Origin of the sequence: Streptomyces sp. NPDC005648 (genome assembly GCF_040605395.1) — a bacterium.
Taxonomy (GTDB): Bacteria; Actinomycetota; Actinomycetes; order Streptomycetales; family Streptomycetaceae; genus Streptomyces.
In genome coordinates, this window is record NZ_JBEXCS010000072.1 from 1 (window position 1) to 26,007 (window position 26,007).

The 26,007-nt window shown below is 70.3% G+C and carries 23 protein-coding genes; 19 read left to right on the top strand and 4 right to left on the bottom strand.

Translation table 11 applies throughout. The features are described 5' to 3' along the window. Window positions 1-116: 116 nt before the first annotated feature. Window positions 117-842 (bottom strand): 3'-5' exonuclease, encoded by a 726-nt coding sequence (locus ABZT17_RS32250; protein WP_356354046.1) that lies wholly within the window; start codon window positions 840-842, stop codon window positions 117-119. Between the two features lie 169 nt (window positions 843-1,011). Here ABZT17_RS32250 and ABZT17_RS32255 point away from each other — a divergent pair, with 169 nt between their 5' ends. From ABZT17_RS32255 to thrS, 3 genes are all read left to right on the top strand, one after another. Next, entirely contained in the window at window positions 1,012-1,578 is a 567-nt protein-coding gene (locus ABZT17_RS32255) for a DUF4365 domain-containing protein (RefSeq protein ID WP_356354048.1), read from the top strand. Next, window positions 1,575-2,810: a hypothetical protein gene (locus ABZT17_RS32260; RefSeq protein ID WP_356354050.1), complete on the top strand. Its 1,236-nt coding sequence runs from the start codon at window positions 1,575-1,577 to the stop codon at window positions 2,808-2,810. Before ABZT17_RS32255 ends, ABZT17_RS32260 begins: the two co-directional genes overlap by 4 nt. Window positions 2,811-2,940: 130 nt before the next feature. Next, window positions 2,941-4,917 carry a threonine--tRNA ligase gene (gene thrS / locus ABZT17_RS32265; protein ID WP_356354052.1) on the top strand — a complete coding sequence of 659 codons (1,977 nt, stop codon included), beginning with the start codon at window positions 2,941-2,943 and terminating at the stop codon, window positions 4,915-4,917. Between the two features lie 30 nt (window positions 4,918-4,947). On the opposite strand, the gene ABZT17_RS32270 is transcribed toward thrS, so the two are convergent. After that, a complete protein-coding gene (locus ABZT17_RS32270; RefSeq protein WP_356354054.1) occupies window positions 4,948-5,604 on the bottom strand; it encodes a potassium channel family protein in 657 nt (218 codons plus the stop codon). A 67-nt stretch (window positions 5,605-5,671) separates the two neighbouring features. On the opposite strand from ABZT17_RS32270, the gene ABZT17_RS32275 reads away from it, so the two are divergent. Further along, entirely contained in the window at window positions 5,672-6,232 is a 561-nt protein-coding gene (locus ABZT17_RS32275; protein WP_356354056.1) for an HIT domain-containing protein, read from the top strand. A gap of 13 nt (window positions 6,233-6,245) precedes the next feature. On the opposite strand, the gene ABZT17_RS32280 is transcribed toward ABZT17_RS32275, so the two are convergent. Together ABZT17_RS32280 and ABZT17_RS32285 are read right to left on the bottom strand one after the other, a co-directional pair. Continuing rightward, entirely contained in the window at window positions 6,246-7,946 is a 1,701-nt protein-coding gene (locus tag ABZT17_RS32280) for a hypothetical protein (RefSeq protein ID WP_356354058.1), read from the bottom strand. A 185-nt stretch (window positions 7,947-8,131) separates the two neighbouring features. Further along, entirely contained in the window at window positions 8,132-10,330 is a 2,199-nt protein-coding gene (locus ABZT17_RS32285) for an elongation factor G-like protein EF-G2 (protein WP_356354059.1), read from the bottom strand. A gap of 217 nt (window positions 10,331-10,547) precedes the next feature. On the opposite strand from ABZT17_RS32285, the gene pgsA reads away from it, so the two are divergent. The 15 genes from pgsA to ABZT17_RS32360 all read left to right on the top strand — a co-directional run bounded on the left by pgsA (window position 10,548) and on the right by ABZT17_RS32360 (window position 25,977). Then, window positions 10,548-11,327 carry a phosphatidylinositol phosphate synthase gene (gene pgsA / locus ABZT17_RS32290; RefSeq protein WP_356354125.1) on the top strand — a complete coding sequence of 260 codons (780 nt, stop codon included), beginning with the start codon at window positions 10,548-10,550 and terminating at the stop codon, window positions 11,325-11,327. After that, window positions 11,324-12,232, top strand: coding sequence for a phosphatidylinositol mannoside acyltransferase (locus ABZT17_RS32295; RefSeq protein WP_356354061.1), 909 nt, complete (start codon window positions 11,324-11,326; stop codon window positions 12,230-12,232). The genes pgsA and ABZT17_RS32295 overlap by 4 nt, the downstream gene beginning before the upstream one ends. Next, window positions 12,229-13,398, top strand: coding sequence for a glycosyltransferase family 4 protein (locus ABZT17_RS32300; RefSeq protein ID WP_356354063.1), 1,170 nt, complete (start codon window positions 12,229-12,231; stop codon window positions 13,396-13,398). Before ABZT17_RS32295 ends, ABZT17_RS32300 begins: the two co-directional genes overlap by 4 nt. 96 nt (window positions 13,399-13,494) lie before the next feature. After that, on the top strand, window positions 13,495-14,037 hold the full coding sequence (locus tag ABZT17_RS32305) for a hypothetical protein (RefSeq protein ID WP_356354065.1): 543 nt from the start codon (window positions 13,495-13,497) through the stop codon (window positions 14,035-14,037). A 116-nt stretch (window positions 14,038-14,153) separates the two neighbouring features. Beyond that, the gene (gene pdxS, locus ABZT17_RS32310; RefSeq protein WP_356354067.1) at window positions 14,154-15,065 is read left to right on the top strand and encodes a pyridoxal 5'-phosphate synthase lyase subunit PdxS; all 912 of its coding nucleotides are present in this window, start codon (window positions 14,154-14,156) and stop codon (window positions 15,063-15,065) included. An 8-nt stretch (window positions 15,066-15,073) separates the two neighbouring features. After that, the gene (gene pdxT, locus ABZT17_RS32315; RefSeq protein WP_356354069.1) at window positions 15,074-15,679 is read left to right on the top strand and encodes a pyridoxal 5'-phosphate synthase glutaminase subunit PdxT; all 606 of its coding nucleotides are present in this window, start codon (window positions 15,074-15,076) and stop codon (window positions 15,677-15,679) included. Window positions 15,680-15,744: 65 nt separating this feature from the next. Further along, on the top strand, window positions 15,745-16,497 hold the full coding sequence (locus ABZT17_RS32320; protein WP_356354071.1) for a YebC/PmpR family DNA-binding transcriptional regulator: 753 nt from the start codon (window positions 15,745-15,747) through the stop codon (window positions 16,495-16,497). Window positions 16,498-16,653: 156 nt separating this feature from the next. Beyond that, window positions 16,654-17,235, top strand: a complete 582-nt coding sequence (gene ruvC / locus ABZT17_RS32325) for a crossover junction endodeoxyribonuclease RuvC (RefSeq protein WP_356354072.1) — start codon at window positions 16,654-16,656, stop codon at window positions 17,233-17,235. Beyond that, on the top strand, window positions 17,232-17,837 hold the full coding sequence (gene ruvA, locus ABZT17_RS32330) for a Holliday junction branch migration protein RuvA (RefSeq protein ID WP_356354074.1): 606 nt from the start codon (window positions 17,232-17,234) through the stop codon (window positions 17,835-17,837). The genes ruvC and ruvA overlap by 4 nt, the downstream gene beginning before the upstream one ends. Window positions 17,838-17,847: 10 nt before the next feature. Continuing rightward, on the top strand, window positions 17,848-18,924 hold the full coding sequence (gene ruvB, locus ABZT17_RS32335) for a Holliday junction branch migration DNA helicase RuvB (RefSeq protein WP_356354076.1): 1,077 nt from the start codon (window positions 17,848-17,850) through the stop codon (window positions 18,922-18,924). Between the two features lie 174 nt (window positions 18,925-19,098). Further along, window positions 19,099-19,602 carry a preprotein translocase subunit YajC gene (yajC, locus tag ABZT17_RS32340; protein ID WP_356354078.1) on the top strand — a complete coding sequence of 168 codons (504 nt, stop codon included), beginning with the start codon at window positions 19,099-19,101 and terminating at the stop codon, window positions 19,600-19,602. Between the two features lie 134 nt (window positions 19,603-19,736). Next, window positions 19,737-21,506, top strand: a complete 1,770-nt coding sequence (gene secD, locus ABZT17_RS32345; protein ID WP_356354080.1) for a protein translocase subunit SecD — start codon at window positions 19,737-19,739, stop codon at window positions 21,504-21,506. A gap of 1 nt (window position 21,507) precedes the next feature. Beyond that, window positions 21,508-22,626 carry a protein translocase subunit SecF gene (gene secF / locus ABZT17_RS32350; protein ID WP_356354082.1) on the top strand — a complete coding sequence of 373 codons (1,119 nt, stop codon included), beginning with the start codon at window positions 21,508-21,510 and terminating at the stop codon, window positions 22,624-22,626. After that, window positions 22,623-23,162, top strand: coding sequence for an adenine phosphoribosyltransferase (locus ABZT17_RS32355; protein ID WP_356354084.1), 540 nt, complete (start codon window positions 22,623-22,625; stop codon window positions 23,160-23,162). The genes secF and ABZT17_RS32355 overlap by 4 nt, the downstream gene beginning before the upstream one ends. Before the next feature lie 244 nt (window positions 23,163-23,406). Then, the gene (locus ABZT17_RS32360) at window positions 23,407-25,977 is read left to right on the top strand and encodes a bifunctional (p)ppGpp synthetase/guanosine-3',5'-bis(diphosphate) 3'-pyrophosphohydrolase (RefSeq protein WP_356354085.1); all 2,571 of its coding nucleotides are present in this window, start codon (window positions 23,407-23,409) and stop codon (window positions 25,975-25,977) included. The last annotated feature ends 30 nt before the right edge of the window (window positions 25,978-26,007 follow it).

Sequence of the window (26,007 nt, forward strand, 5' to 3'; positions counted from 1 at the left end):
CGATCTGGGAGAGCGCTTCGTTCACACCGAAGAGGTCACTGGTTCGAACCCAGTATCGCCCACCGGGAGAGCCGGTCCGCACCACGCGGACCGGCTCTTTTTTGCTCGCGCCTCCCTCATGCCGCCGCCGGCAGGTCCGGTCGCAGCGGCCAGTCCGGGTTGACGATCTCCGGCGTGCCGCTCTTGGTGAACCACGCCTGCAGACCGCGCGCCTGCGCCGCGTGCCAACTGGTCTGCAGCGCGTGCAGTTCGGCCGGGGTCAGACGCTCCAGCCGGCCGGCGAAACGGCGCCCCAGGGCCCGTACGACATCCAGCGCGGCCAGTGCGTCCGCGCCCGCGTCGTGGGCGCCCTCCAGGGTGACGCCGTAGTGCGCGCACAGGTCGGTCAGGGTGCGGCGGCCCTTGCGGTAGCGGTCCAGGTGTTTGTCCAGGACCCGGGGGTCGAGGACGCGCAGCGCCGAGCCCTCGAACCAGCGGTCCAGGGAGGAGGCGCGATGGCGGCGCAACTCCCGGTCCAGCAGCGTCAGATCGAACGGCGCGTTCATCACCACCAACGGGCGGTTCATCGTGGCCTGTTCGGCCAGCTCCTCGGCTATCTCGAACATCACCGGGGCCGGCCAGCGGCCGTTGCGCTGCAGGTGCTCGTCCGTCAGGCCGTGCACCGCCGTCGCCGCCTCAGGCACCGGCACACCCGGGTTGACCAGCCAACGGCTCATCCGGGGCCGGGTGCCCGGTGCGTCCTGGACGACGACGGCGGCCGACACGATCCGGTCGGTCTCGACGTCGACACCCGTGGTCTCCGTGTCGAAGGCGGCCAGGGGCCCCTCGTACCAGGTCGTCATGCCTACACAACTCCTCGTTCACCCACGGCAGCTGACGTCCCGTCTTCTGCCTGTTTGGTGATACCCGGGCTGTTTGCGCCGTACGCCGGAAGGACACAACAGGAGTACGGGTCTTTGCAGTTCAGCGGCCCGCAGCGGGGAAACACTTGGCTTGGAAGGCTGTTTGGTCATGGCGATAGCGCAGCCCGAGCGGGGCGGGCTGCTGCCCGAACGTACGGGCCCCCTTCGCGGCACACTCGCCACCACCGCCTGCATGGAGACACTGCAGGTGGGCTATCTGCACGCCGTCGCCGCGGCGGCCGGCTGCTCGCTGTCGCAACCGTTTCCGGACAACGGCATCGACTGGCACGTCAGTCACGGCTCGCCGGGGCACACGGTCGACGACGAGGTCACCATCAAGGTGCAGCTGAAGTGCACGTACCAGGTCGCACCGAACCCACCGGGCCGGTTCTTCTCCTTCACGCTCGACAACGACCATCTGCGCAAGCTCGCGCGCACCCCGGTCTCCGTGCACAAGATCCTGGTCGTGATGCTCGTCCCCAGATCCCAGGACGACTGGCTGCGCGCCAGCCACGACCGCCTCGACCTGCGCCACTGCTGCTACTGGGTCAACCTCGCCGGACAGCCGATCACCGGCCGGACCCGGACCACCGTGCGGATACCGACCTCACGCATCTTCGACGACCGGGCCCTCTGCGAGATCATGACGCGGGTCGGGACGGGAGGCAGACCATGACGCACCGCCCGCTGGAGGAGCCACTGCGGCCGGTGAGGCCGCACCCCGACGACATCGCGGCTGCGGCCTGGCACCGGCCCCCCGAGCCCGAGCAGGTCGACCCCGCCGTCCTCAGCGCCCTGCTGCGTCGGCACGGCTGGCAGCGCCGAGGAGGGGCGCCCGGACGCTACGGCCGCTGGACCCCGCCGGGCCCCGGCGGCGCCGGCACCAGCCTGCTGGTGCCCGAGAGCCGGGCCTTTCCCGACAGCGACGACCTGCTCGGCGAGGCGATCGTCGCGCTGACCCGCAGCGGTACGCCGTCAGCGCGCGAGGTGCTGGTCGGCCTCGCCGTGCCCAGCGACGAGATCCGCTGGTGGCGCCAGGCCCCGACCGGGCCCGGCGACTCCGCGCCCTGGACGGTCGAGGAGCAACTGCGCTCCGCCGCCCGGCAGATGCTGCTCGCCGGTGCGCTCGCCACCCGCGCGCGGGCCGGCTACTACGGCGCCCGGCACCGCCGTGCCGCCGCCGCGCTGCTGGAGAGCGTGCTCGTCGGACCCGCGGTCGGCGACGGCCGCCTCACCGCCTTCGTGCCCGTCGGCACCGCCCGCCCGCTCGCCGTCCGACTCCACCAGGCCCTGTACGCCGCCCGCGAGGCCATCGACTACCAGCGCGCCACCGGCGGCATGGACGCCTTCGACGGGGCCGTGGAGGCGGGCGTCAGCCGTGAGCTCACGGAGTCCCTGATCGCGCTCGTACGGGGTACGGAAGGCGCGCGGATCGGAGTGGAGTGGGCGCCCGCCGCCGGTGTCCCCGACGGCTGCGCGGCGGGTGTCGAACCCGTCGAGTTCTCACCGGGCGACCTGCCCGTGCTGCGCGAGGCCGGTGCCCGCTTCCTGCGCGACGAGCCGTCGGTGGCGGTGCGGATCACCGGCACGGTGGTGCGGATGCGCAGGTCGGGGCCGCGCGGCGAGGGCAGCGTACGGCTGCGGGTGATCGCCGGGGCCGAGATACCGCATGTCCGTGTCACCCTCGACGAGGAGGACTACCGGATCGCCGGGCACGCCCACCTCGTGGGACTGCCGGTGCGGCTGCACGGGCGGCTGGAGAGCCGGGGCGGCTTCCGCCGGCTCACCGGTGCGGGCGACGTCGTACCGGTGCATGTGGACGAGGCGGAGCGGGACCGGCTGATGAAGTCGCTGCACGAGCATCTCGACTTCTTCGAGGAGGCGTGCAGCGGGGACGACTGCGACTGACGCCGCGGCGTCGTGCTCGGCCGGGGACTGTCGGTAACCGTTTCGCGGTCGGTGGGTCGGGGTCGGTACGATCCCCTATTGCGCGCGCTCCTGGTATGGCGCCGCACCCACCTTCAGTCAGGAGAGACCGGTGTCAGACGTCCGTGTGATCATCCAGCGCGATTCCGAGCGGGAAGAACGCGTGGTGACGACGGGCACTACGGCCGCCGAGCTCTTCGCCGGCGAGCGCTCGATCATCGCCGCCCGGGTCGCCGGTGAGCTCAAGGACCTCGCGTACGAGCCGCGCGACGGCGAGACCGTCGAGGGCGTCGAGATCTCCTCCGAGGACGGCCTGAACATCCTGCGCCACTCCACTGCGCACGTCATGGCGCAGGCCGTGCAGGAGATCTTCCCCGAGGCCAAGCTGGGCATCGGTCCGCCGGTCAAGGACGGCTTCTACTACGACTTCGACGTCGAGAAGCCCTTCACGCCCGAGGATCTCAAGGCCATCGAGAAGAAGATGCAGGAGATCCAGAAGCGGGGGCAGAAGTTCGCCCGCCGTGTCGTCACCGACGAGGCCGCCCGCGAGGAGCTGGCGAACGAGCCGTACAAGCTCGAACTGATCGGCCTCAAGGGCTCCGCATCCTCCGACGATGGCGCGGACGTCGAGGTCGGCGCAGGCGAGCTGACGATCTACGACAACCTGGACGCCAGGACCGGCGAGCTGTGCTGGAAGGACCTCTGCCGAGGCCCCCACCTGCCCTCCACCCGCCTCATCCCGGCGTTCAAGCTGATGCGCAACGCGGCCGCCTACTGGCGCGGCAGCGAGAAGAACCCCATGCTCCAGCGCATCTACGGCACCGCCTGGCCGTCCAAGGACGAGCTGAAGGCGTACCTCGACTTCCTCGCCGAGGCCGAGAAGCGCGACCACCGCAAGCTGGGCTCCGAACTCGACCTGTTCTCCATCCCGGAGCAGATCGGCTCCGGCCTCGCCGTCTTCCACCCCAAGGGCGGCATCGTCCGCCGGGTCATGGAGGACTACTCGCGCCGCCGGCACGAGGAGGAGGGCTACGAGTTCGTCTACACCCCGCACGCGACCAAGGGGAAGCTCTTCGAGACCTCCGGGCACCTGGACTGGTACGCCGACGGCATGTACCCGCCCATGCAGCTCGACGAGGGTGTGGACTACTACCTCAAGCCCATGAACTGCCCGATGCACAACCTGATCTTCGACGCGCGCGGCCGCTCCTACCGCGAACTGCCGCTGCGCCTCTTCGAGTTCGGGACCGTGTACCGGTACGAGAAGTCGGGCGTGGTGCACGGCCTCACCCGCGCGCGGGGCTTCACGCAGGACGACGCGCACATCTACTGCACCCGTGAGCAGATGTCGGAGGAGCTCGACAAGACGCTCACCTTCGTCCTCGGCCTGCTGCGGGACTACGGTCTGACCGACTTCTACCTGGAGCTGTCCACCAAGGACCCGGAGAAGTTCGTCGGCTCGGACGAGGTCTGGGAGGAGGCGACCGAGACGCTGCGCCAGGTCGCCGAGAAGCAGGGCCTGCCCCTGGTTCCCGACCCGGGTGGCGCCGCCTTCTACGGCCCGAAGATCTCCGTGCAGACCAAGGACGCGATCGGCCGCACCTGGCAGATGTCGACGATCCAGCTCGACTTCAACCTGCCGGAGCGCTTCGACCTGGAGTACACCGGCCCGGACGGCTCCAAGCAGCGCCCGGTCATGATCCACCGCGCGCTGTTCGGCTCCATCGAGCGTTTCTTCGCCGTGCTTCTGGAGCACTACGCGGGGGCGTTCCCGGCGTGGCTGGCCCCGGTGCAGGCGGTGGGCATCCCGATCGGGGACGCGCACGTCGAGTACCTGGCGAAGTTCGCCGCCGAGGCCAAGAAGAAGGGCCTGCGGGTCGAGGTGGACTCGTCCTCCGACCGCATGCAGAAGAAGATCCGCAACGCCCAGAAGCAGAAGGTGCCCTTCATGGTCATCGCGGGCGACGAGGACATGGCGGGCGGCTCGGTGTCCTTCCGCTACCGCGACGGATCCCAGGAGAACGGCATCCCGTTCGACGAGGCCATCGCGAAGATCGCCAAGGTCGTGGCGGAGCGGACCCAGGTCTGATCCCTCACTTCGTACGGGGCCCCCGGGAGGTCAGCTTCCCGGGGGCCCCTCGTCGTCCTCGCGCGTGAAGGACTGCAGCAGCCACGAGGCGAACGTGCCGGTCACCGCGCCCAGCAGGGCCAGGCCGATGACCATCATCCCGACCGCGATGAGGCGGCCCAGCGGTGTCACCGGGGTGATGTCGCCGTAGCCGACGGTCGTCAGGGTCGCGCAGGTCCACCAGATCGCGTCCCCGAACGTCTTCATGGTCGCTCCCGGCGCCCCGCGTTCCTGCTGGTAGACGGCGAGGGCACCGGCGAAGCCGAGCAGCACCGTGGCCAGCCCGGAGTAGGCGATCACGCGCGCGTGCAGCGCGAGCCGGGGCTTGCCGTGCCGTCGCTGCACGGCCTCGTAGACCTTGACGATCCGCAGGGGCCGCAGCAGCGGCAGGATCAGCACCGCCGTGTCCAGCAGGTGCCTGCGCACGAACCTGTGCCCCTGGCCGCTCAGTTTCCACAGCACCGCGTAGTTGAAGGCGAACAGCATCCAGGAGGCCAGCAGCACGGCGAGGGCGAAGTCCTGCCAGGGATCCGTCAGGCCGGGTGCCAGGACACGGACCGCGTAGGAGGCGAGGAAGAACAGCGACGCCACCGCGAGGGGTAGCTCGGTGCGCTGCTCCCAGCGGGCACCACGAGTGTCATCGTCCACGAGCCCAGCTTGGCCCGGCGGCCTTTTCCGCGAACCCCGGCGACACGCCGCGAACGGGCGACGCCATATGCTGCACTGCATGACGAGTGAGCCGGAGCAGCAGTGGGGAGTGGGGACGCAGGACGCCTTCCAGCGCCTGTGGACGCCCCATCGGATGGCCTACATCCAGGGCGAGAACAAGCCGACCGGTCCCGGTGCCGAAGACGGCTGCCCCTTCTGCTCGATCCCGGCAAAGTCCGACGAGGACGGGCTGATCGTCCGCCGCGGCGCACAGGTCTACGCCGTCCTGAATCTCTACCCCTACAACGGCGGCCACCTCATGGTCGTGCCCTACCGCCATGTCGCCGACTACACGGACCTCACCGACGCCGAGACGGTGGAGCTGGCCGCCCTGACCAAGCAGGCCATGACGGCCCTGCGCACCGCCTCGGGCGCCCATGGCTTCAACATCGGCATGAACCAGGGCACGGTGGCCGGCGCGGGCATCGCGGCCCACCTCCACCAGCACATCGTCCCCCGCTGGGGAGGCGACACCAACTTCATGCCGGTGGTCGGCCACACCCGTGTCCTGCCGCAGCTGCTGGCGGACACGAGGAAGATGCTGGCGGAGGCGTGGCCGGCCCAGTGACGGCCACGTCCGCTCACGCGTCGTAGACGTCGTCCTTCTTGGGCATGGGGTCCTGCACGTTCCCGCTGAGGAACGTGGACCGGGTGTCGAACTTCTCGGTGTTGACGTTGTGGCCCTTCAGGAACTCGATGGTCGACTCGTGCACCACCCGCAGCACGGGAGTCGCGGTGCGCAGCACGTCGTCCGTCATGAAGCGGTGCTTCCACGGCTGGTCGGCCCAGGCGTGCCGCAGCCCGAACGGTTCGGGCAGCGCCATCGAGCCGCCGAGCCAGTTCAGCAGCGGCGGATACCAGGTCAGCGGGGCGCGGGCCGTGAGGCGGACCACCTCGTCGCTGTCGACGAGCGGGAGCTTCACCTTGCGGGTCTCCCAGAACCGGACCGGATGGGCGACCTCCCTCTCCTTGGCCGCCGGCTTGCTCGAGAACAGCCCGTTGACCGGTCCCAGGGCGTGGCCGGTGAGCTCGATGCGCAGCGTCTTGTGCAGCACCGTCACCGAGACCATCATCGTGATGACCAACTGGCCGTCCCAGAGCGTCCACTGGACGCCCAGATAGTGCCGGTCACCCGTGTCGTACTGCTTGGTGTTGCAGATCTTCCGGATCTCCTCCAGGTTGATCTGGTGCGCCGTGGTGCCGCCGGGGCGGGATATCTCCTTGGCGCCCGCACCGATGTGCGAGACGACCCAGTGCGAGACCTTCGGCTTGGGGAAGCCGCCGGTGGTCAGCGGACCCGTGTTGAGCTTGGCCAGGTTCCGCTCGATGGCGCTCACCACGTCGAAGCTCTGGAACCTGTCGATCTCCGGCTCCGGCACGATGTGCTTGGACATGGCCACCCGCAGCGGGTCGGTCTCCTCCTTCTCGGAGACGTGCGGGATCAGATCCTCGGCGAGGTACCAGTGGCCCCAGCGGGTGCCCATGCCGAGGATGCCCTTGGGGCCGGCGTAGAAGACCGAGTTGGACCGCTGCTCGTTGTTCAGCTCGCCGAAGGCCTGGCGCAGCCGGTCGGCGCGGGTGTCGCCGGGGCTGGTGGGCACCGACTGGGGGACCTGGGCGCCCACGGTGCCGCCGGACAGGAGGCTGTCCCAGCGGGCGCGCAGATCGGTGGCCGAGCGCTCGCAGATCTGTTTGGCCAGCACCCAGCCGACGACCGGGGCGACGACCGCCAGGCGCGCGTACCACGCCCAGAAACCCGTGAACGGCATCCGGATCAGGAAGAGCACGGCCAGCGCGCCCACGGCGACGAGCAGCGTGGTGGCCAGCCCGGACGCCCGCTTGTCGTCGCGCTTGGCGATGGTGGTCCGTATCTGGAAGACCAGCAGCCAGACCAGCGTCCCGGGCAGGAACAGCACACCGCACAGCAGCATCACGGCGGTGAGCTTCCGGTCGCGCTGCCGGCGCAGGTTGTTCGCGGCCATGCAGTGCTCGACGACCGTCTGCGGTTCGATGCCGAAGGACTGCACGACCGGCTTCCGGCCGACGCCCAGCATCCGGGCGACCACCGCCTGGGAGAAGGCCTCGCCGAGGTTGGGCCGGAAGATCGTGGCCCACTTGCGGGGTGGCTTGACGGTCGACTCGTGCCACTCGTTGTTCGCCTCGAGGATCTTGCCGACCTCGTCGTCCCGGTAGGCCGCCGAGGCGAGCGCGAAGGTCGCCTTCTCGACCGAGCCGGTGATCGGCACCTGTGGAGTGATGAGATCCCAGGTCGGTTCAGTCATGCCAGCCCCCGATCGCCGCCCGACGTCACTTCTGCGGCTCTTCCCGACTTCCTTGCTCCGCACACCTGTTGATCAGGTCATCGCGATGATCGTGCGACAACTTGATCAGGAGTTCAGCGTATCCCCAGGCAGTGACATTCGTCGGCGGACGGCCGAAGCCGCCCGCCGACGCGGAGGGGCACCAACTACGTGGCGGCGCGCGCCTCTTCGCGAATCCTTTCCGCGATCTGGGACGGCATCGGCTCGTGCCGCGCGTAGGAGCGGTTGAAGCGGGCGGTGCCGTGGGAGAGCGAGCGCAGATCGACGGCGTACCGCCCGATCTCGATCTCGGGCACCTCGGCCCGGATCAACGTCCGGTTCCCGCTGGTCTGTTCCGTGCCCAGCACCCGGCCCCGCCGCCCGGACAGATCGCTCATCACGGCGCCCACGTAGTCGTCGCCGACCAGTACGGACACCTCGGCCACCGGCTCCAGCAGATGGATCCTCACCTCGGCCGCGGCCTCCCGCAGCGCGAGCGCGCCCGCCGTCTGGAAGGCGGCGTCCGAGGAGTCCACCGAGTGCGCCTTGCCGTCGAGCAGGGTCACCCGGACGTCGATCAGCGGGTATCCGGCCGCGACTCCCTTGGCCGCCTGGGCCCTCACGCCCTTCTCGACCGAGGGGATGAACTGCCGCGGCACCGCGCCGCCGACCACCTTGTCCACGAACTCGATGCCCGAGCCGCCGGGCAGCGGCTCCACCTCGATCTCGCAGATCGCGAACTGCCCGTGTCCACCGGACTGCTTCACATGCCGACCGCGCCCGGCGGCCTTGCCCGCGAACGTCTCCCGCAGCGACACCTTGTGCGGTACGACGTCGACCTGGACGCCGTAGCGGCTGCGCAGCCTCTCCAGCGCCACGTCCGCGTGCGCCTCGCCCAGGCACCACAGCACGACCTGGTGGGTGTCCTGGTTCTGTTCCAGCCGCATGGTCGGGTCCTCGGCGACGAGCCGGGCGAGGCCCTGCGAGAGCTTGTCCTCGTCGGCCTTGCTGTGCGCCTCGATGGCGAGCGGCAGCAGCGGGTCGGGCATCTGCCACGGCTCCATCAGCAGCGGGTCTTCCTTGGCGGAGAGCGTGTCGCCGGTCTCCGCGCGGCCGAGCTTGGCCACGCACACCAGGTCGCCCGCGATGGCGTGCGTCACCGTGCGCTGCTGTTTGCCGAAGGGGGTGGACAGCGCGCCGACGCGTTCGTCGACGTCGTGGTCCTCGTGCCCGCGGTCGGACAGGCCGTGGCCGGAGACATGGACCGTCTCGTCGGGGCGCAGCGTGCCGGAGAAGACGCGCACCAGCGAGACCCGGCCGACGTAGGGGTCGGAGGCCGTCTTCACGACCTCGGCGACCAGCGGCCCGGCCGTGTCGCAGGGTTTGATCTCGCGCGGCTTGCCGTCGATGGTCGTGACCCCCGGGGTGGGGTGCTCGAACGGCGTCGGGAAGCCGCCGGTGACCAGCTCCAGCAGCTCGACCGTGCCGAGCCCCTGCTTCGCGCCCTCGGCCGCGGGGGCGGCGGCCAGGACGGGGTGGAAGACCCCGCGCGCCACGGCCCGCTCCAGGTCGTCGACGAGCGTCTTGAAGTCGACCTCCTCGCCGCCCAGATAGCGGTCCATGAGGGTCTCGTCCTCGCTCTCCGAGATGATCCCCTCGATCAGCCGGTTGCGGGCCTCCTCGATCTCCGGCAGCTGGTCCTCGCCGGGCTCGGTCTCCTTGCGCTCACCGGACGAGTAGTCGAACAGCTTCTGCGACAGCAGCCCGGTGAGACCCGTCACCGGCGCGTGCCCGTCCGCGCCCTGCGGGCCGTGCAGCGGCAGATAGAGCGGAAGCACGGCGTCGGGGTCGTCCCCGCCGAAGGCCTCCGCGCACGTCCGGGTCATCTCCTCGAAGTCCGACCGGGCCGCCTCCAGATGCGTGACCACGATCGCCCGGGGCATACCGACGGCGGCGCACTCCTCCCACACCATGCGTGTCGAGCCGTCCACTCCGTCCGAGGCGGAGACGACGAAAAGGGCCGCGTCCGCGGCGCGCAGACCGGCCCTCAGCTCCCCGACGAAGTCGGCGTATCCGGGGGTGTCGAGGAGGTTGACCTTGATGCCGTCCCATTCCACCGGCACCAGGGAGAGTTGTACCGAGCGCTGCTGCCGGTGCTCGATCTCGTCGTAGTCCGAGACGGTGCCGCCGTCCTCCACACGGCCCGCCCGGTTCACCGCCCCCGCTGTCAGCGCGAGAGCTTCCACCAGTGTCGTCTTGCCCGATCCGGAGTGGCCGACCAGCACCACATTCCGTACGGACGCGGGGTGGTCGGCCGCCGTAGCCCTGCCGGCGGCTCCGGGGTGTGTGTTCGCCTTGTCGCCCATGCTCCTGCCTCCCGTGCACGGTGAGGTCACTGTGGGCGCGGGCATGCCGGGCCGCGTGCGGTGGCGGCTCCGATGACGCCCGCGGTCCTTCGAGCTTTCCACTCCCGTCACGGTGCGTCCATACGAGCGACGCGATCGCGCTGTTACCCGTATGCCTTCAGGACGTGACACGGGCGTCCGGGTGCCCGACCGTCGCACACACGCGCGCGTGGCTACGATGGGCCAGCCGGTGGCCAGCAGGGGCCGTACGGCGACACCGACCCTCGGGAAGGCCATGCTGAACAAGTACGCGCGTGCATTCTTCACGCGTGTCCTCACACCGTTCGCCGCGTTTCTCATCCGGCGGGGCGTCAGCCCCGACACGGTCACGCTCCTGGGTACCGCCGGAGTGGTCGCGGGCGCGCTGGTCTTCTACCCCATGGGCGAGTTCTTCTGGGGCACGGTCGTGATCACGCTGTTCGTGTTCTCGGACCTGGTGGACGGCAACATGGCCCGCCAGCTGGGCCGCTCCAGCCGCTGGGGCGCCTTCCTGGACTCCACGCTCGACCGGGTCGCCGACGGCGCGATCTTCGGCGGCTTCGCCCTCTGGTACGCCGCCGGCGGCGACAACATCGCCCTGTGCGCGGTCTCCATCTTCTGCCTGGCCAGCGGTCAGGTGGTCTCGTACACCAAGGCCCGCGGCGAGTCGATCGGTCTGCCGGTCGCCGTCAACGGTCTCGTCGAGCGTGCCGAGCGCCTGGTGATCTCGCTGGTCGCGGCCGGTTTCGCGGGACTGCACAAGTTCGGCGTGCCCGGCATCCAGTACCTGCTGCCGGTCGCCCTGTGGATCGTCGCCGTGGGCAGCCTCGTCACGCTGATCCAGCGGGTGGTCACCGTCCGCCGGGAATCGGCCGAGGCGGAGGCCGCAGCGGCCGCCCAGGAGAGCGAGAACGCCCCCCAGGGCAGCGCCGCCCAGGGCAGCGAGAACGCCTCCCAGGGGAGTGAGGCGGCGAAGTGAGCTTCCGGGATCAGGTGACCGACGGGCTGTACGGGCTGGGCTGGAGCACGGTCAAGAAGCTCCCGGAGCCGGTCGCCGTACGCCTCGGCCGGACCATCGCCGACCTCGCCTGGAAGCGGCGCGGCAAGGGCGTGCGGCGCCTGGAGAGCAACTACGCGCGCGTGGTGCCCGACGCGGGCCCCGAGCGCCTGGCCGAGCTCTCACGCGCGGGCATGCGCTCCTACCTGCGCTACTGGATGGAGTCGTTCCGGCTTCCGGCGTGGAGCCCCGAGCGCATAAGGAAGGGCTTCGACCCCAAGGGCCTGCACCACCTGACCGACGGCATCGCCTCCGGCCGGGGTGTCATCCTCGCGCTGCCGCACATGGCCAACTGGGACCTGGCCGGCGCCTGGGTCACCACCGAGCTGGAGACGCCCTTCACGACGGTCGCCGAGCGCCTCAAGCCCGAGACCCTCTACGACCGTTTCGTCGCCTACCGCGAGGGCCTGGGCATGGAGGTGCTCCCGCACAGCGGCGGCACCGCCTTCGGCACCCTGGCGCGCAGGCTCCGAGACGGCGGCCTGGTCTGTCTGGTCGCCGAGCGGGACCTGTCCTCGTCCGGCGTCGAGGTCGGGTTCTTCGGCGAGGCCACCCGGATGCCGGCCGGACCCGCGCTCCTGGCGCAGCAGACCGGCGCCCTGCTCCTCCCGGTGACGCTCTGGTACGACGAGTCGCCCGTCATGCAGGGACGGGTCCATCCCCCGATCGAGGTACCCGAGACAGGTACCCGCGCCGAGAAGACGTCTGTCATGACACAGGCGCTGGCCGATGCCTTCGCCTCGGGGATCGCCGACCATCCGGAGGACTGGCACATGCTGCAGCGCTTGTGGCTGAAGGACCTCGACCCCGGTAAGGGGCCCTCGTGAGGATCGGCATCGTCTGCCCGTACTCCTGGGATGTCCCGGGCGGCGTCCAGTTCCACATCCGCGACCTCGCCGAGTACTTCATCGGCCTGGGCCACGAGGTCTCCGTCCTCGCCCCCGCCGACGACGACACACCCCTGCCGCCCTACGTCGTCTCGGCCGGCCGCGCGGTCCCGGTGCCGTACAACGGCTCGGTCGCCCGCCTCAACTTCGGCTTCCTGTCGGCCGCCCGGGTCCGCCGCTGGCTGCACGACGGCGCGTTCGACGTCATCCACATCCACGAGCCGACATCGCCGTCGCTGGGCCTGCTGGCCTGCTGGGCGGCACAGGGGCCCATCGTGGCGACGTTCCACACCTCCAACCCCCGCTCGCGCGCGATGATCGCCGCGTACGCGATCCTCCAGGCGGCCCTGGAGAAGATCAGCGCGCGGATCGCGGTGAGCGAGTACGCCCGCCGCACCCTGGTGGAGCATCTCGGCGGCGACGCGGTCGTCATCCCGAACGGCGTCGACGTCGGCTTCTTCGCCGAGGCCGAGCCCAGGCCGGAGTGGCAGGGCGACACGATCGGCTTCATCGGCCGCATCGACGAGCCCCGCAAGGGCCTGCCGGTGCTGATGAAGGCGCTGCCGAAGATCCTGGCCGCCCGCCCGCAGACCCGGCTGCTGGTCGCGGGGCGCGGTGACGGGGAGGAGGCGGTCGAGTCCCTGCCGGCCGGGCTCCGGTCCCGCGTCGAGTTCCTGGGCATGGTCAGCGACGCGGACAAGGCCCGTTTCCTGCGCAGCGTCGACCTGTACATCGCCCCCAACACCGGCGGCGAGAGTTTCGGCATCATCCTGGTCGAGGCCATGTCGGCGGGCGCGCCGGTCCTCGCCTCGGACCTGGACGCCTTCGCCCAGGTCCTGGACCAGGGCGCGGCCGGCGAGCTCTTCGCCAACGAGGACTCCGACGCGCTCGCCGAGGCGGCCGTTCGTCTGCTGGCCGACCCGGACCGCCGGGCCGAGCTGCGGGAGCGGGGGAGCGCCCACGTACGACGCTTCGACTGGTCCACCGTGGGCGCGGACATCCTGTCGGTGTACGAGACGGTGACGGACGGCACGACGGCGGTGGCGGCCGCGGAGGACGAGCGGGGGCCGGGGCTGCGGGCACGGTTCGGGCTCGCGCGGGACTGAGTACGGGTTCGCGCTCGCGCGGGACTGAGTACGGGTTCGGGCTCGCGCGGGACTGGGCGCGGGCGCGGCTCACGGGCCCCGGTAACCTGACCGCCCGTGACCGCAACCCTGATCTGGATCCTCGTCGCCCTCGTCGCCGTCGGCCTCTATCTGAGCTGGACCGCGGGGCGGCTGGACCGTCTGCACACCAGGATCGACGCCGCCCGCGCCGCGCTCGACGCGCAGTTGCTGCGCCGGGCCTCGGTGGCGCAGGAACTGGCCACCTCGGGTGTCCTGGACCCCGCCGCCTCGATCGTCCTGTACGAGGCCGCGCACGCCGCCCGGCAGGCCGAGGAGGAGCAGCGGGAGGTCGCCGAGAGCGAGCTCAGCCAGGCCCTGCGGGCCGTCTTCGCGGAGGCGCCCCAGGTGGAGGCGGTCCGTGAGGCCCCCGGTGGCGAGGCGGCCGCCCACGAGCTCACCGAGGCCGTACGGCGCGTCCCGATGGCCCGGCGCTTCCACAACGACGCCGTGGGCGCCGCCCGCCGTCTGCGCGAACACCGCAAGGTCCGCTGGTTCCGCCTGGCCGGTCACGCCCCCTTCCCGATGGCCTTCGAGATGGACGACGAGCCTCCGACGGCGCTGGCCGACCGGGCCGCGTAGACGGCTCCCGTCCCGAAAAGGATCCACCGGCTTCCCATTGGCCCTTGCAGTGGACTGGCCCACTCGCGTTTCCTCGGTGTCTGCAGAAACCCTCTTTCACTTCAGCGAGGTCATCCGTGTCCAGCACGCTCTCCGAAAACCAGGCCCCCGAGACCGGCACCGCCCGCGTGAAGCGCGGCATGGCCGAGCAGCTCAAGGGCGGAGTGATCATGGACGTCGTCACGCCGGAGCAGGCGAAGATCGCCGAGGACGCGGGCGCCGTCGCCGTCATGGCCCTGGAGCGGGTCCCCGCCGACATCCGCAAGGACGGCGGCGTGGCCCGCATGTCCGACCCGGACATGATCGAGGGCATCATCGAGGCCGTCTCCATCCCGGTCATGGCCAAGTCCCGCATCGGCCACTTCGTCGAGGCCCAGGTCCTGCAGTCCCTCGGCGTCGACTACATCGACGAGTCCGAGGTCCTCACCCCGGCCGACGAGGTCAACCACTCCGACAAGTGGGCCTTCACCACCCCCTTCGTCTGTGGTGCCACCAACCTGGGCGAGGCCCTGCGCCGCATCGCCGAGGGCGCCGCCATGATCCGCTCCAAGGGCGAGGCCGGCACCGGCAACGTCGTCGAGGCCGTCCGTCACCTGCGCCAGATCAAGGGCGAGATCGCCAAGCTGCGCGGCTGCGACAACAACGAGATCTACGCTGCCGCCAAGGAGCTGCGCGCCCCGTTCGAGCTGGTCAAGGAGGTCGCCGAGCTCGGCAAGCTCCCGGTGGTGCTGTTCTCGGCCGGCGGCGTGGCCACCCCCGCCGACGCCGCGCTGATGCGCCAGCTCGGCGCCGAGGGCGTCTTCGTCGGCTCCGGCATCTTCAAGTCCGGCGACCCGGCCAAGCGCGCCGCCGCCATCGTGAAGGCCACCACCTTCTACGACGACCCCAAGATCATCGCGGACGCGTCCCGCAACCTCGGCGAGGCCATGGTCGGCATCAACTGCGACACCCTCCCCGAGACCGAGCGCTACGCCAACCGCGGCTGGTAACCCACCCCATGTCCAACGAAGTCCCTGTCATAGGCGTCCTGGCCCTCCAGGGCGACGTACGGGAGCACCTCGTCGCCCTGGCCGCGGCCGACGCCGTGGCCAGGCCGGTCAGGCGCCCCGAGGAACTCGCCGAGGTCGACGGACTCGTCATCCCCGGCGGCGAGTCCACCACCATCTCCAAACTCGCCGTCCTCTTCGGCCTGATGGAGCCCCTGCGCGCGCGTGTGCGCGACGGCCTGCCCGTCTACGGCACCTGCGCGGGCCTCATCATGCTCGCCGACAAGATCCTCGACCCGCGCTCGGGCCAGGAGACCGTCGGCGGCATCGACATGATCGTGCGCCGCAACGCCTTCGGCCGGCAGAACGAGTCCTTCGAGGCCGCCCTCGACGTGAAGGGCGTTCCGGGCGATCCTGTGGAGGGCGTGTTCATCCGCGCCCCCTGGGTCGAGTCCGTCGGTGCCGAGACCGAAGTGCTCGCCGAGCACGACGGCCACATCGTCGCGGTCCGCCAGGGCAACGCGCTCGCCACGTCGTTCCACCCGGAACTGACCGGCGACCACCGCGTGCACTCCCTGTTCGTCGACATGGTGCGCGCGAACCGGACACCGGAGTAGGGGCGGAGTCCTTGTAGGATCTCTGGCGTTCGTTCATAGATGGGTTACGCGAAGGAGACAGGCAGATGTCCGGCCACTCTAAATGGGCCACGACGAAGCACAAGAAGGCCGTGATCGACGCCAAGCGCGGCAAGCTCTTCGCGAAGCTGATCAAGAACATCGAGGTCGCCGCGCGCATGGGCGGCGTCGACCTCGAAGGCAACCCGACGCTGTACGACGCCGTGCAGAAGGCCAAGAAGCAGTCGGTGCCGAACAAGAACATCGACTCCGCGATCAAGCGCGGCGGCGGTCTCGAGGCCGGTGGCGCCGACTACGAGACCATCATGTACGAGGGCTACGGCCCGAACGGCGTCGCCGTGCTCATCGAGTGCCTCACCGACAACCGCAACCGCGCCGCCTCCGACGTGCGCGTCGCCATGACCCGCAACGGCGGCAACATGGCGGACCCGGGCTCGGTGTCGTACATGTTCAGCCGCAAGGGCGTCGTGATCGTCCCCAAGGGGGAGCTGAGCGAGGACGACGTCCTCGACGCGGTCCTGGACGCGGGCGCCGAGGAGGTCAACGACCTCGGCGAGACCTTCGAGGTCATCAGCGAGGCCACCGACCTGGTCGCGGTCCGCACCGCCCTCCAGGACGCCGGGATCGACTACGACTCCGCCGACTCCAGCTTCGTGCCGTCCGTCCAGGTCGAGCTGGACGAGGAGGGCGCCAAGAAGATCTTCAAGCTGATCGACGCCCTGGAGGACAGCGACGACGTGCAGAACGTCTTCGCCAACTTCGACGTGAGCGACGAGATCATGGAGAAGGTCGACGCGTAACGCCACCGCGAGCTGAGCGGACAAAGCGGCTCAACGGGCCGACGGGACACGCCCCGTCGGCCCGTCGCCATGTCGGCCGTTGTCGGTGGCACCCGATAGCCTGCACGAACTGGGGCTGAGCCCGGTGAGGCTGGGGGAGATCGAAGGAGGGGCGCGGTGCGCGTACTCGGGGTGGACCCGGGACTGACCCGATGTGGTGTCGGCGTCGTCGAGGGCGTCGCGGGCCGGGCGCTGACGATGGTCGGCGTCGGTGTCGTCCGCACGCCCGTGGACGCCGAGTTGGGGCAGCGCCTCGTCGCGATCGAGCAGGGCATCGAAGCCTGGCTGGACGAGCACCGGCCCGAATACGTCGCCGTGGAGCGGGTGTTCAGCCAGCACAACGTACGGACCGTGATGGGCACCGCCCAGGCCAGCGCCGTCGCCATGCTCTGCGCCGCCCGCCGCGGCATCCCCGTCGCCCTGCACACCCCCAGCGAGGTCAAGGCCGCCGTCACCGGCAGCGGTCGCGCCGACAAGGCCCAGGTCGGAGCCATGGTCACCCGCCTGCTCCGGCTGGACGCGCCCCCGAAGCCCGCCGACGCCGCCGACGCCCTAGCGCTCGCCATCTGCCACATCTGGCGCGCCCCCGCGCAGAACCGACTCCAGCAGGCCGTCGCCCTGCACACAGCCACAGCCACAGCCACAGCCACAGCCCAGACCTCAGCAGGGACCACAGCACGGAAAGGCCGTACGGCATGATCGCCTTTGTGAGCGGCACGATCGCCGCCCTCGCTCCCGACGCGGCGGTGGTCGAGGTCGGCGGCGTCGGCATGGCCGTGCAGTGCACGCCGAACACGCTCTCGACCCTCCGTCTCGGCAAGCCGGCCAAGCTCGCCACCTCCCTGGTCGTCCGGGAGGACTCCCTCACCCTCTACGGCTTCGTCGACGACGACGAGCGCCAGGTGTTCGAGCTGCTCCAGACCGCGAGCGGGGTCGGCCCGCGCCTCGCCCAGGCCATGCTGGCCGTCCACACCCCCGACGCCCTGCGCCGCGCGGTCTCCACGGGGGACGAGAAGGCCCTGATCGCCGTGCCGGGCATCGGCAAGAAGGGTGCCCAGAAGCTGCTTCTGGAGCTGAGGGACCGGCTCGGCGAGCCGATCGGCGCCCCCGCGATCGGCGCCCCGGTCAGCCAGGGCTGGCGCGACCAGCTGCACGCCGCCCTGATCGGCCTCGGCTACGCCACGCGCGAGGCGGACGAGGCCGTCACCGCCGTGGCACCGCAGGCCGAGGCGGCCGGGGGAACACCTCAGGTCGGTCAGCTGCTGAAGGCCGCCCTGCAGACCCTGAACCGCGCCCGCTAGGAGAACGTCAGTGAACTGGGACGACACGACCGACGAGACCGCCCCCGCCGCGGAGCGGCTGGTGGGCTCTGTCGCCGACCGTGAGGACCAGGCCGTGGAGGCCGCCCTGCGCCCCAAGGACCTGGACGAGTTCATCGGCCAGGAGAAGGTCCGCGAACAGCTCGACCTGGTCCTGCGTGCCGCACGCGCGCGTGGCGCCACCGCCGACCATGTGCTGCTCTCCGGCGCCCCGGGCCTCGGCAAGACCACCCTCTCGATGATCATCGCCGCCGAGATGGGCGCCCCGATCCGCATCACCAGCGGCCCGGCCATCCAGCACGCCGGCGACCTGGCGGCGATCCTCTCCTCCCTCCAGGAGGGCGAGGTCCTCTTCCTCGACGAGATCCACCGCATGTCGCGGCCCGCCGAGGAGATGCTGTACATGGCGATGGAGGACTTCCGCGTCGACGTCATCGTCGGCAAGGGCCCGGGAGCCACCGCGATCCCCCTCGAACTGCCCCCGTTCACCCTGGTCGGCGCCACCACCCGCGCGGGCCTGCTGCCGCCCCCGCTGCGCGACCGCTTCGGCTTCACCGCACACATGGAGTTCTACGAGCCCGCCGAACTGGAGCGGGTCATCCACCGCTCCGCGAACCTCCTCGACGTGGAGATCGAGGCGGACGGCGCCGCCGAGATCGCCGGCCGCTCCCGCGGCACACCCCGTATCGCCAACCGTCTGCTGCGCCGGGTCCGGGACTACGCGCAGGTGAAGGCCGACGGGCTCATCACCCGCGAGATCGCGGCCGCCGCGCTGAAGGTCTACGAGGTCGACGCCCGCGGCCTCGACCGTCTCGACCGCGGAGTCCTGGAGGCTTTGCTGAAGCTTTTCGGAGGCGGTCCGGTCGGCCTGTCCACCCTCGCCGTCGCGGTGGGGGAGGAGCGCGAGACCGTCGAGGAGGTCGCCGAGCCCTTCCTCGTACGCGAGGGACTGCTCGCCCGGACCCCCCGCGGCCGGGTCGCCACGCCCGCCGCGTGGACGCATCTCGGCCTCACCCCGCCCCGCTCGGCGATTGCGGGAAACGGACAACAGGACCTGTTCGGGACGTGATGGCATCGTGACGGGGTGGTATTGGCCCGGTCAGGAACCCAGGTGCCATGCTGAGCGTTGTTCCTTGCGCGCGGACTCGCTTAGACTCCGCCGATGCCGCCTTTGTCGGCGGTATACATACCCCCATCCATCAGGCCGCTCCCCATCGCGGTCGTGCGAAGGAAACTCCGTCCCGTGAATATCACCATGCTCCTCCCGTTCATCGTGCTCATCGGGGCCATGTTCCTCATGACCCGCTCGGCCAAGCGCAAGCAGCAGCAGGCCGCGACGATGCGCAACGAGTTGCAGCCCGGCAGCGGCGTCCGCACGATCGGGGGCATGTACGCGACGGTCAAGGAGGTCAACGAGGACACCGTCCTCCTGGACGCCGGCCCGGGCGTCGAGCTCCTCTTCGCGAAGAACGCCATCGGTTCCGTGCTCAGCGACGACGAGTACAACCGCATCGTGCACGGCATCGAGCACGACCTGAAGTCCGACTCCGACGTCGTCCCGGACGACGCCTCCTCCCTCACCGAGACCGACGACTCCGCCGACGAAGCTGCCGCCGCCTCCGACGACAAGTCAGTCGACCTCGGCAAGAAGGACGCGCCCGAGGAGCCTGCCGACGAGACCGTCACCGCAGAGGCGAAGTCGGACGAGGAGCCGAAGAAGACCGACGGCGACTCCGACGCGAAGTAGTGACGTCCCGGGGCACGCGGCCGACCTCGCGTGCCCCGGGACGCGCGCATCTCGCACACGGGGATCCCGACACCATGTCATGGCCGACACCGCGCTGACCCGGCGCGGAGCGGCCCGAGAGGGAGTACGAGAAGGTGGCAGCACCTAAAAAGGGCCGGAGCGCGGGCGCCCAGAGCAAGCCAGGACGCTCGCTGGCCCTCATTCTGATCGCCATTGTGGCGCTCACCGGCGGAATGTTCGCCTCCGGGAACACCACCCCGCGCCTGGGCATCGACCTGGCCGGCGGTACGAGCATCACGCTCGAAGCGGTGAACGAGCCCGGCCAGCCCAACGCGATCAACAAGACCAACATGGATACCGCGGTCGCCATCATGAACCGCCGTGTCAATGGTCTCGGTGTCTCCGAGGCGGAGGTCCAGACCCAGGGCGACCGGAACATCATCGTCAACATCCCCAAGGGCACGAACTCCAAGGAGGCCCGGGACCAGGTCGGCACCACCGCCAAGCTGTACTTCCGGCCGGTCCTCGCGACCGAGGTCTCGGGCGCCGCCGCGACGACCAGCCCGTCGCCGAGCGCCTCCAGCAGCGCTTCGGGCAAGTCGACCGACAAGTCGACGCAGAAGGCCACCAGCACCTCGAGCCCCTCGGCGAAGCCCTCGGCCACCGCCACCTCGCAGGGCCGCGCGGTCACCGACGCCCTGAAGGCGGACTCGACGCCGAGCGCCACCGCCTCCTCCAGCGCCAAGGCGTCCGCCAGCCCCACCCCGGCCGCGAGTGACAGCGCCGCCGCCAGCGCCGCGGCGAACAAGCTCGAGGCGGAGTACACGGCCCTCGACTGCACCAAGAAGTCGGACCGCGCCACCGCCGGCAAGACCGCCAAGGCCTCCGACCCCACCGTCGCCTGCGGCAACTCCTCGGGCACGTGGCAGAAGTACGTCCTCGGCCCCGCCGCGGTCGACGGCACGGACGTGAAGCAGGCACAGGCCGTCTTCAACACCCAGACCGCCGCCGGCTGGACCGTCAACATGGAGTTCACCGGCAAGGGCACCAAGAAGTTCGCCGACATCACCGGCCAGCTCGCGCAGAAGACGCAGCCGCAGAACCAGTTCGCGATCGTCCTCGACGGCGACGTGGTCTCCGACCCGCGCGTCAGTGAGGCGCTCACCAGCGGCAGCGCGGAGATCTCCGGCAGCTTCACCCAGCAGGAGGCGCAGAGCCTCGCCAACATGCTGAAGTACGGCGCCCTGCCGCTCACCTTCAAGGAGGCGAGCGTCACCACGGTCACCGCCGCGCTCGGCGGCGAGCAGCTGCACGCCGGTCTGATCGCGGGCGCCATCGGCCTCGGACTCGTCGTGATCTACCTGCTGCTCTTCTACCGCGGCCTGTCGGTCATCGCCATTCCCTCGCTGCTGGTCTCCGGCGCCCTCACCTACGCGCTCATGTCGCTGCTCGGTGAGGCCATCGGCTTCGCGTTGAACCTGCCGGCCGTCTGCGGCGCGATCGTCGCGATCGGTATCACCGCGGACTCGTTCATCGTGTTCTTCGAGCGCATCAGGGACGAGATCCGCGAGGGCCGTACCCTGCGTCCCGCCGTCGAGCGGGCCTGGCCGCGCGCCCGGCGCACCATCCTGGTCTCCGACTTCGTGTCGTTCCTCGCCGCCGCGGTGCTGTTCATCGTCACCGTCGGCAAGGTCCAGGGCTTCGCGTTCACGCTCGGCCTGACCACCGTGCTCGACGTGGTCGTCGTCTTCCTGTTCACCAAGCCGCTGATGACGATCCTCGCGCGCCGCAAGTTCTTCGCGAACGGCCACAAGTGGTCCGGCCTGGACCCGAAGGCACTCGGAGCCAAGCCGCCGCTGCGCCGCACCCGTCGTTCCGCCCCCGTCGACCCGAAGGAGGCGTGAGATGTCGAAACTCGGCAGCCTCGGCGCCCGACTGCACCGCGGCGAGGTCGGCTACGACTTCGTCGGCAAGCGCAAGATCTGGTACGGCGTCTCGCTCCTGATCACCATCACGGCGATCCTCGGTCTGGCCGTGCGCGGCCTGAACATGGGCATCGAGTTCCAGGGCGGCGCCGTCTTCACCACGCCCAAGAACATGACCGCCTCGGTCGCCCAGGCCGAGACGTACGCGCAGGACGCCTCCGGTCACGACGCGGTCGTCCAGAAGCTCGGCGACGGCAGCCTGCGCATCCAGATCGCCGGCATCGACACCGACAAGTCCGACGCGATCAAGAGCAAGCTCGCCGACGACCTGAAGGTCAACCCGGAGAACCTCGCCGCCGACCTGGTGGGCCCCAGCTGGGGTGACCAGATCGCCAACAAGGCCTGGGAGGGCCTGGCGATCTTCATGGTCCTGGTGGTGATCTACCTGGCGATCGCCTTCGAGTGGCGCATGGCCATCGCCGCGCTCGTCGCCCTGATCCACGACATCACCATCACCACCGGTATCTACGCCCTCGTCGGCTTCGAGGTCACCCCGGGCACCGTGATCGGTCTGCTCACCATCCTCGGTTACTCGCTCTACGACACGGTCGTCGTCTTCGACAGCCTCAAGGAGCAGACGAAGGACATCACCAAGCAGACCCGCTGGACCTACAGCGACATCGCGAACCGTTCGATCAACAGCACCCTGATGCGGTCCATCAACACGACCGTGGTGGCGCTGCTGCCCGTCGCGGGCCTGCTGTTCATCGGTGGCGGCTTCCTCGGCGCCGGCATGCTCAACGACATCTCGCTGTCGCTGTTCGTCGGCCTCGCGGCCGGTGCGTACTCCTCGATCTTCATCGCCACGCCGCTCGTCGCCGACCTCAAGGAGCGCGAGCCGCAGATGCAGGCCCTGCGCAAGCGCGTCCTCGCCAAGCGGGCCCAGGCCGCCACCGAGGAGGAGCAGGCGGACGCCCGTACGGCCGACGCCGGGTACGACGACGAGCACGAGGACGCCGCTCCGGCGGTCGTCGGACCGCGCAACCAGCCCGCGTCCCGTGGCCGCGGCCGGGGCCGGCCCTCCGGGAAGCGCCGATGACCGACATCCAGGAGCTGCTGCTCAGCCGTATCCGCGATGTCGCGGACTATCCGGAGCCGGGCGTGATGTTCAAGGACATCACGCCGCTCCTGGCGGACCCCTCGGCGTTCACCGCGCTCACCGACGCGCTCGCCGAGATCGCGGCGGGCACCGGTGCCACCAAGGTCGTAGGTCTGGAGGCCCGTGGCTTCATCCTCGGCGCCCCGGTCGCCGTCCGCGCGGGCCTCGGCTTCATCCCCGTGCGCAAGGCGGGCAAGCTCCCCGGAGCGACCCTCGCCCAGGCCTACGACCTGGAGTACGGCTCGGCGGAGATCGAGGTGCACGCCGAGGACCTGTCCGCCGACGACCGCATCCTGATCGTCGACGACGTCCTCGCCACCGGCGGCACCGCCGAGGCGGCCATCCAGCTGATCCGCCGGGCGGGCGCCGAGGTGGCCGGCCTGGCGGTCCTGATGGAACTCGGCTTCCTCGCGGGCCGCTCCCGCCTGGAGCCGGCCCTCGGCGGCGCCCCCCTGGAGGCCCTGCTGGTGGTCTGACCCCACAGCGCGCCCGTGCGAGACGAGAACGGCCGCCCCGGCACCCGCCCGGGCGGCCGTTCTCCTGTCCGGGGCGGACCGGGAGCGGCCCTGCGGGGCCGACCGGAATGCCGTCGGCAGCCCCCCGTGTTACTCGGGTAGACGTCCCTCACAGTGGCCGGAAGGCGATCCCACGGCCCAGGATCGCTACCATGGGGTCTCCGGAGCCTGACCGGGGGACCCGGATCGCGCACGAGGAGTCCTCTTGCCAGACGAGGCCCAGCACCTGACCGCCGCCAAGCCCGAGTCCACCTCGGCAGCCGCGGCCAAGCCCGCGCCGAGCACGCCGCACGCGACGAACGACGGCGCCGGGCCGGTCGAGCACGCCCAGTCCGCGCCGGTCGAGAAGGCCGCCGAGCAGGCGCGCCCCAAGCCGGTCCCGCCCGAGCGCCCCGTGCCCTCTCCCACCGCCGACTCCGCTCGAGCGGGGGCGACCCCCTCGGCCACGGACCGCCCGAACACCGGCCAGCCCGCCCGCTCCGGGTCCTCCAACCGCGTCCGCGCCCGCCTCGCCCGTCTCGGCGTGCAGCGCTCCAACCCGTACAACCCGGTCCTGGAGCCGCTGCTGCGGATCGTGCGCAGCAACGACCCGAAGATCGAGACGGCCACCCTCCGCAAGATCGAGAACGCCTACCAGGTCGCCGAGCGCTGGCACCGCGGCCAGAAGCGCAAGAGCGGCGACCCGTACATCACGCACCCCCTCGCGGTGACCACGATCCTCGCCGAGCTGGGCATGGATCCGGCCACCCTGATGGCGGGCCTGCTGCACGACACCGTCGAGGACACCGAGTACGGCCTCGACCAGCTGCGCCGCGACTTCGGCGACTCGGTCGCCCTGCTCGTCGACGGCGTCACCAAGCTGGACAAGGTCAAGTTCGGCGAGGCCGCGCAGGCCGAGACCGTGCGCAAAATGGTCGTGGCCATGGCCAAGGACCCCCGCGTCCTGGTCATCAAGCTCGCCGACCGGCTGCACAACATGCGCACCATGCGCTACCTCAAGCGCGAGAAGCAGGAGAAGAAGGCGCGCGAGACCCTGGAGATCTACGCGCCGCTCGCCCACCGCCTGGGCATGAACACCATCAAGTGGGAGCTGGAGGACCTCGCCTTCGCGATCCTCTACCCCAAGATGTACGACGAGATCGTGCGGCTCGTCGCCGAGCGTGCCCCCAAGCGCGACGAGTACCTCGCCATAGTGACCGACGAGGTCCAGCAGGACCTGCGCGCGGCCCGCATCAAGGCGACCGTCACCGGCCGCCCGAAGCACTACTACAGCGTCTACCAGAAGATGATCGTCCGAGGCCGCGACTTCGCGGAGATCTACGACCTCGTCGGCATCCGCGTCCTGGTCGACACCGTCCGGGACTGCTACGCGGCCCTCGGCACCGTGCACGCGCGATGGAACCCGGTCCCCGGCCGGTTCAAGGACTACATCGCGATGCCCAAGTTCAACATGTACCAGTCGCTGCACACCACGGTCATCGGCCCCAACGGCAAGCCCGTCGAGCTGCAGATCCGCACCTTCGACATGCACCGCCGCGCCGAGTACGGCATCGCCGCGCACTGGAAGTACAAGCAGGAGGCCGTCGCCGGAGCCTCCAAGGTGCGCACCGACGTGCCCAAGGCCGGCAAGAAGGACGACCACCTCAACGACATGGCGTGGCTGCGCCAGCTGCTCGACTGGCAGAAGGAGACCGAGGACCCGGGCGAGTTCCTGGAGTCCCTGCGCTTCGACCTGTCGCGCAACGAGGTCTTCGTCTTCACCCCCAAGGGCGACGTCATAGCGCTCCCGGCGGGTGCCACCCCGGTGGACTTCGCGTACGCCGTCCACACGGAGGTCGGCCACCGCACGATAGGAGCGCGGGTCAACGGCCGCCTCGTACCGCTGGAGTCGACGCTCGACAACGGCGACCTGGTGGAGGTCTTCACGTCGAAGGCGGCCGGGGCGGGTCCCTCCCGCGACTGGCTCGGCTTCGTCAAGTCACCGCGTGCCCGCAACAAGATCCGCGCCTGGTTCTCCAAGGAGCGCCGCGACGAGGCGATCGAACAGGGCAAGGACGCCATCGTCCGGGCGATGCGCAAGCAGAACCTGCCGATCCAGCGCATCCTCACCGGCGACTCGCTGGTCACGCTCGCGCACGAGATGCGCTACCCCGACATCTCCGCGCTGTACGCGGCGATCGGCGAGGGGCATGTCTCCGCGCAGAACGTCGTGCAGAAGCTGGTCTCCGCGCTCGGCGGCGAGGAGGCGGCCACCGAGGAGATCGACGAGTCGGTCCCGCCGACCCGCAGCCGCAGTCGCAAGCGCCGCTCCAGCGCCGACCCGGGCGTCATCGTCAAGGGCGTCGAGGACGTGTGGGTGAAGCTGGCCCGCTGCTGTACGCCCGTCCCCGGCGACCCGATCATCGGCTTCGTCACCCGCGGTAGTGGCGTATCGGTTCACCGCAGCGACTGTGTGAACGTGGAGTCACTGTCCCGTGAGCCCGAGCGCATCCTCGACGTCGAGTGGGCGCCCACCCAGTCCTCGGTCTTCCTGGTCGCCATCCAGGTCGAGGCCCTGGACCGCTCCCGGCTCCTCTCGGACGTCACCCGGGTCCTGTCGGACCAGCACGTCAACATCCTCTCCGCGGCCGTCCAGACCTCCCGGGACCGGGTGGCCACCTCGCGCTTCACCTTCGAGATGGGCGACCCGAAGCACCTGGGGCACGTCCTGAAGGCCGTGAGGGGCGTCGAGGGCGTCTATGACGTCTACCGGGTGACATCGGCCCGGCGCTCGTAGAAAACGCGTAGAAACGACGAGGAGAGGGCC

Coding starts and splice junctions, on each gene's coding strand:
- ABZT17_RS32250 (WP_356354046.1), bottom strand. CDS start 842: ATGACGACCTGGTACGAGGGGCCCCTGGCCGCCTTCGACACGGAGACC.
- ABZT17_RS32255 (WP_356354048.1), top strand. CDS start 1,012: ATGGCGATAGCGCAGCCCGAGCGGGGCGGGCTGCTGCCCGAACGTACG.
- ABZT17_RS32260 (WP_356354050.1), top strand. CDS start 1,575: ATGACGCACCGCCCGCTGGAGGAGCCACTGCGGCCGGTGAGGCCGCAC.
- ABZT17_RS32275 (WP_356354056.1), top strand. CDS start 5,672: ATGCTGCACTGCATGACGAGTGAGCCGGAGCAGCAGTGGGGAGTGGGG.
- ABZT17_RS32280 (WP_356354058.1), bottom strand. CDS start 7,946: ATGACTGAACCGACCTGGGATCTCATCACTCCACAGGTGCCGATCACC.
- ABZT17_RS32285 (WP_356354059.1), bottom strand. CDS start 10,330: ATGGGCGACAAGGCGAACACACACCCCGGAGCCGCCGGCAGGGCTACG.
- pgsA (WP_356354125.1), top strand. CDS start 10,548: ATGGGCCAGCCGGTGGCCAGCAGGGGCCGTACGGCGACACCGACCCTC.
- pdxT (WP_356354069.1), top strand. CDS start 15,074: ATGTCCAACGAAGTCCCTGTCATAGGCGTCCTGGCCCTCCAGGGCGAC.
- ABZT17_RS32320 (WP_356354071.1), top strand. CDS start 15,745: ATGTCCGGCCACTCTAAATGGGCCACGACGAAGCACAAGAAGGCCGTG.
- ruvA (WP_356354074.1), top strand. CDS start 17,232: ATGATCGCCTTTGTGAGCGGCACGATCGCCGCCCTCGCTCCCGACGCG.
- secF (WP_356354082.1), top strand. CDS start 21,508: ATGTCGAAACTCGGCAGCCTCGGCGCCCGACTGCACCGCGGCGAGGTC.
- ABZT17_RS32355 (WP_356354084.1), top strand. CDS start 22,623: ATGACCGACATCCAGGAGCTGCTGCTCAGCCGTATCCGCGATGTCGCG.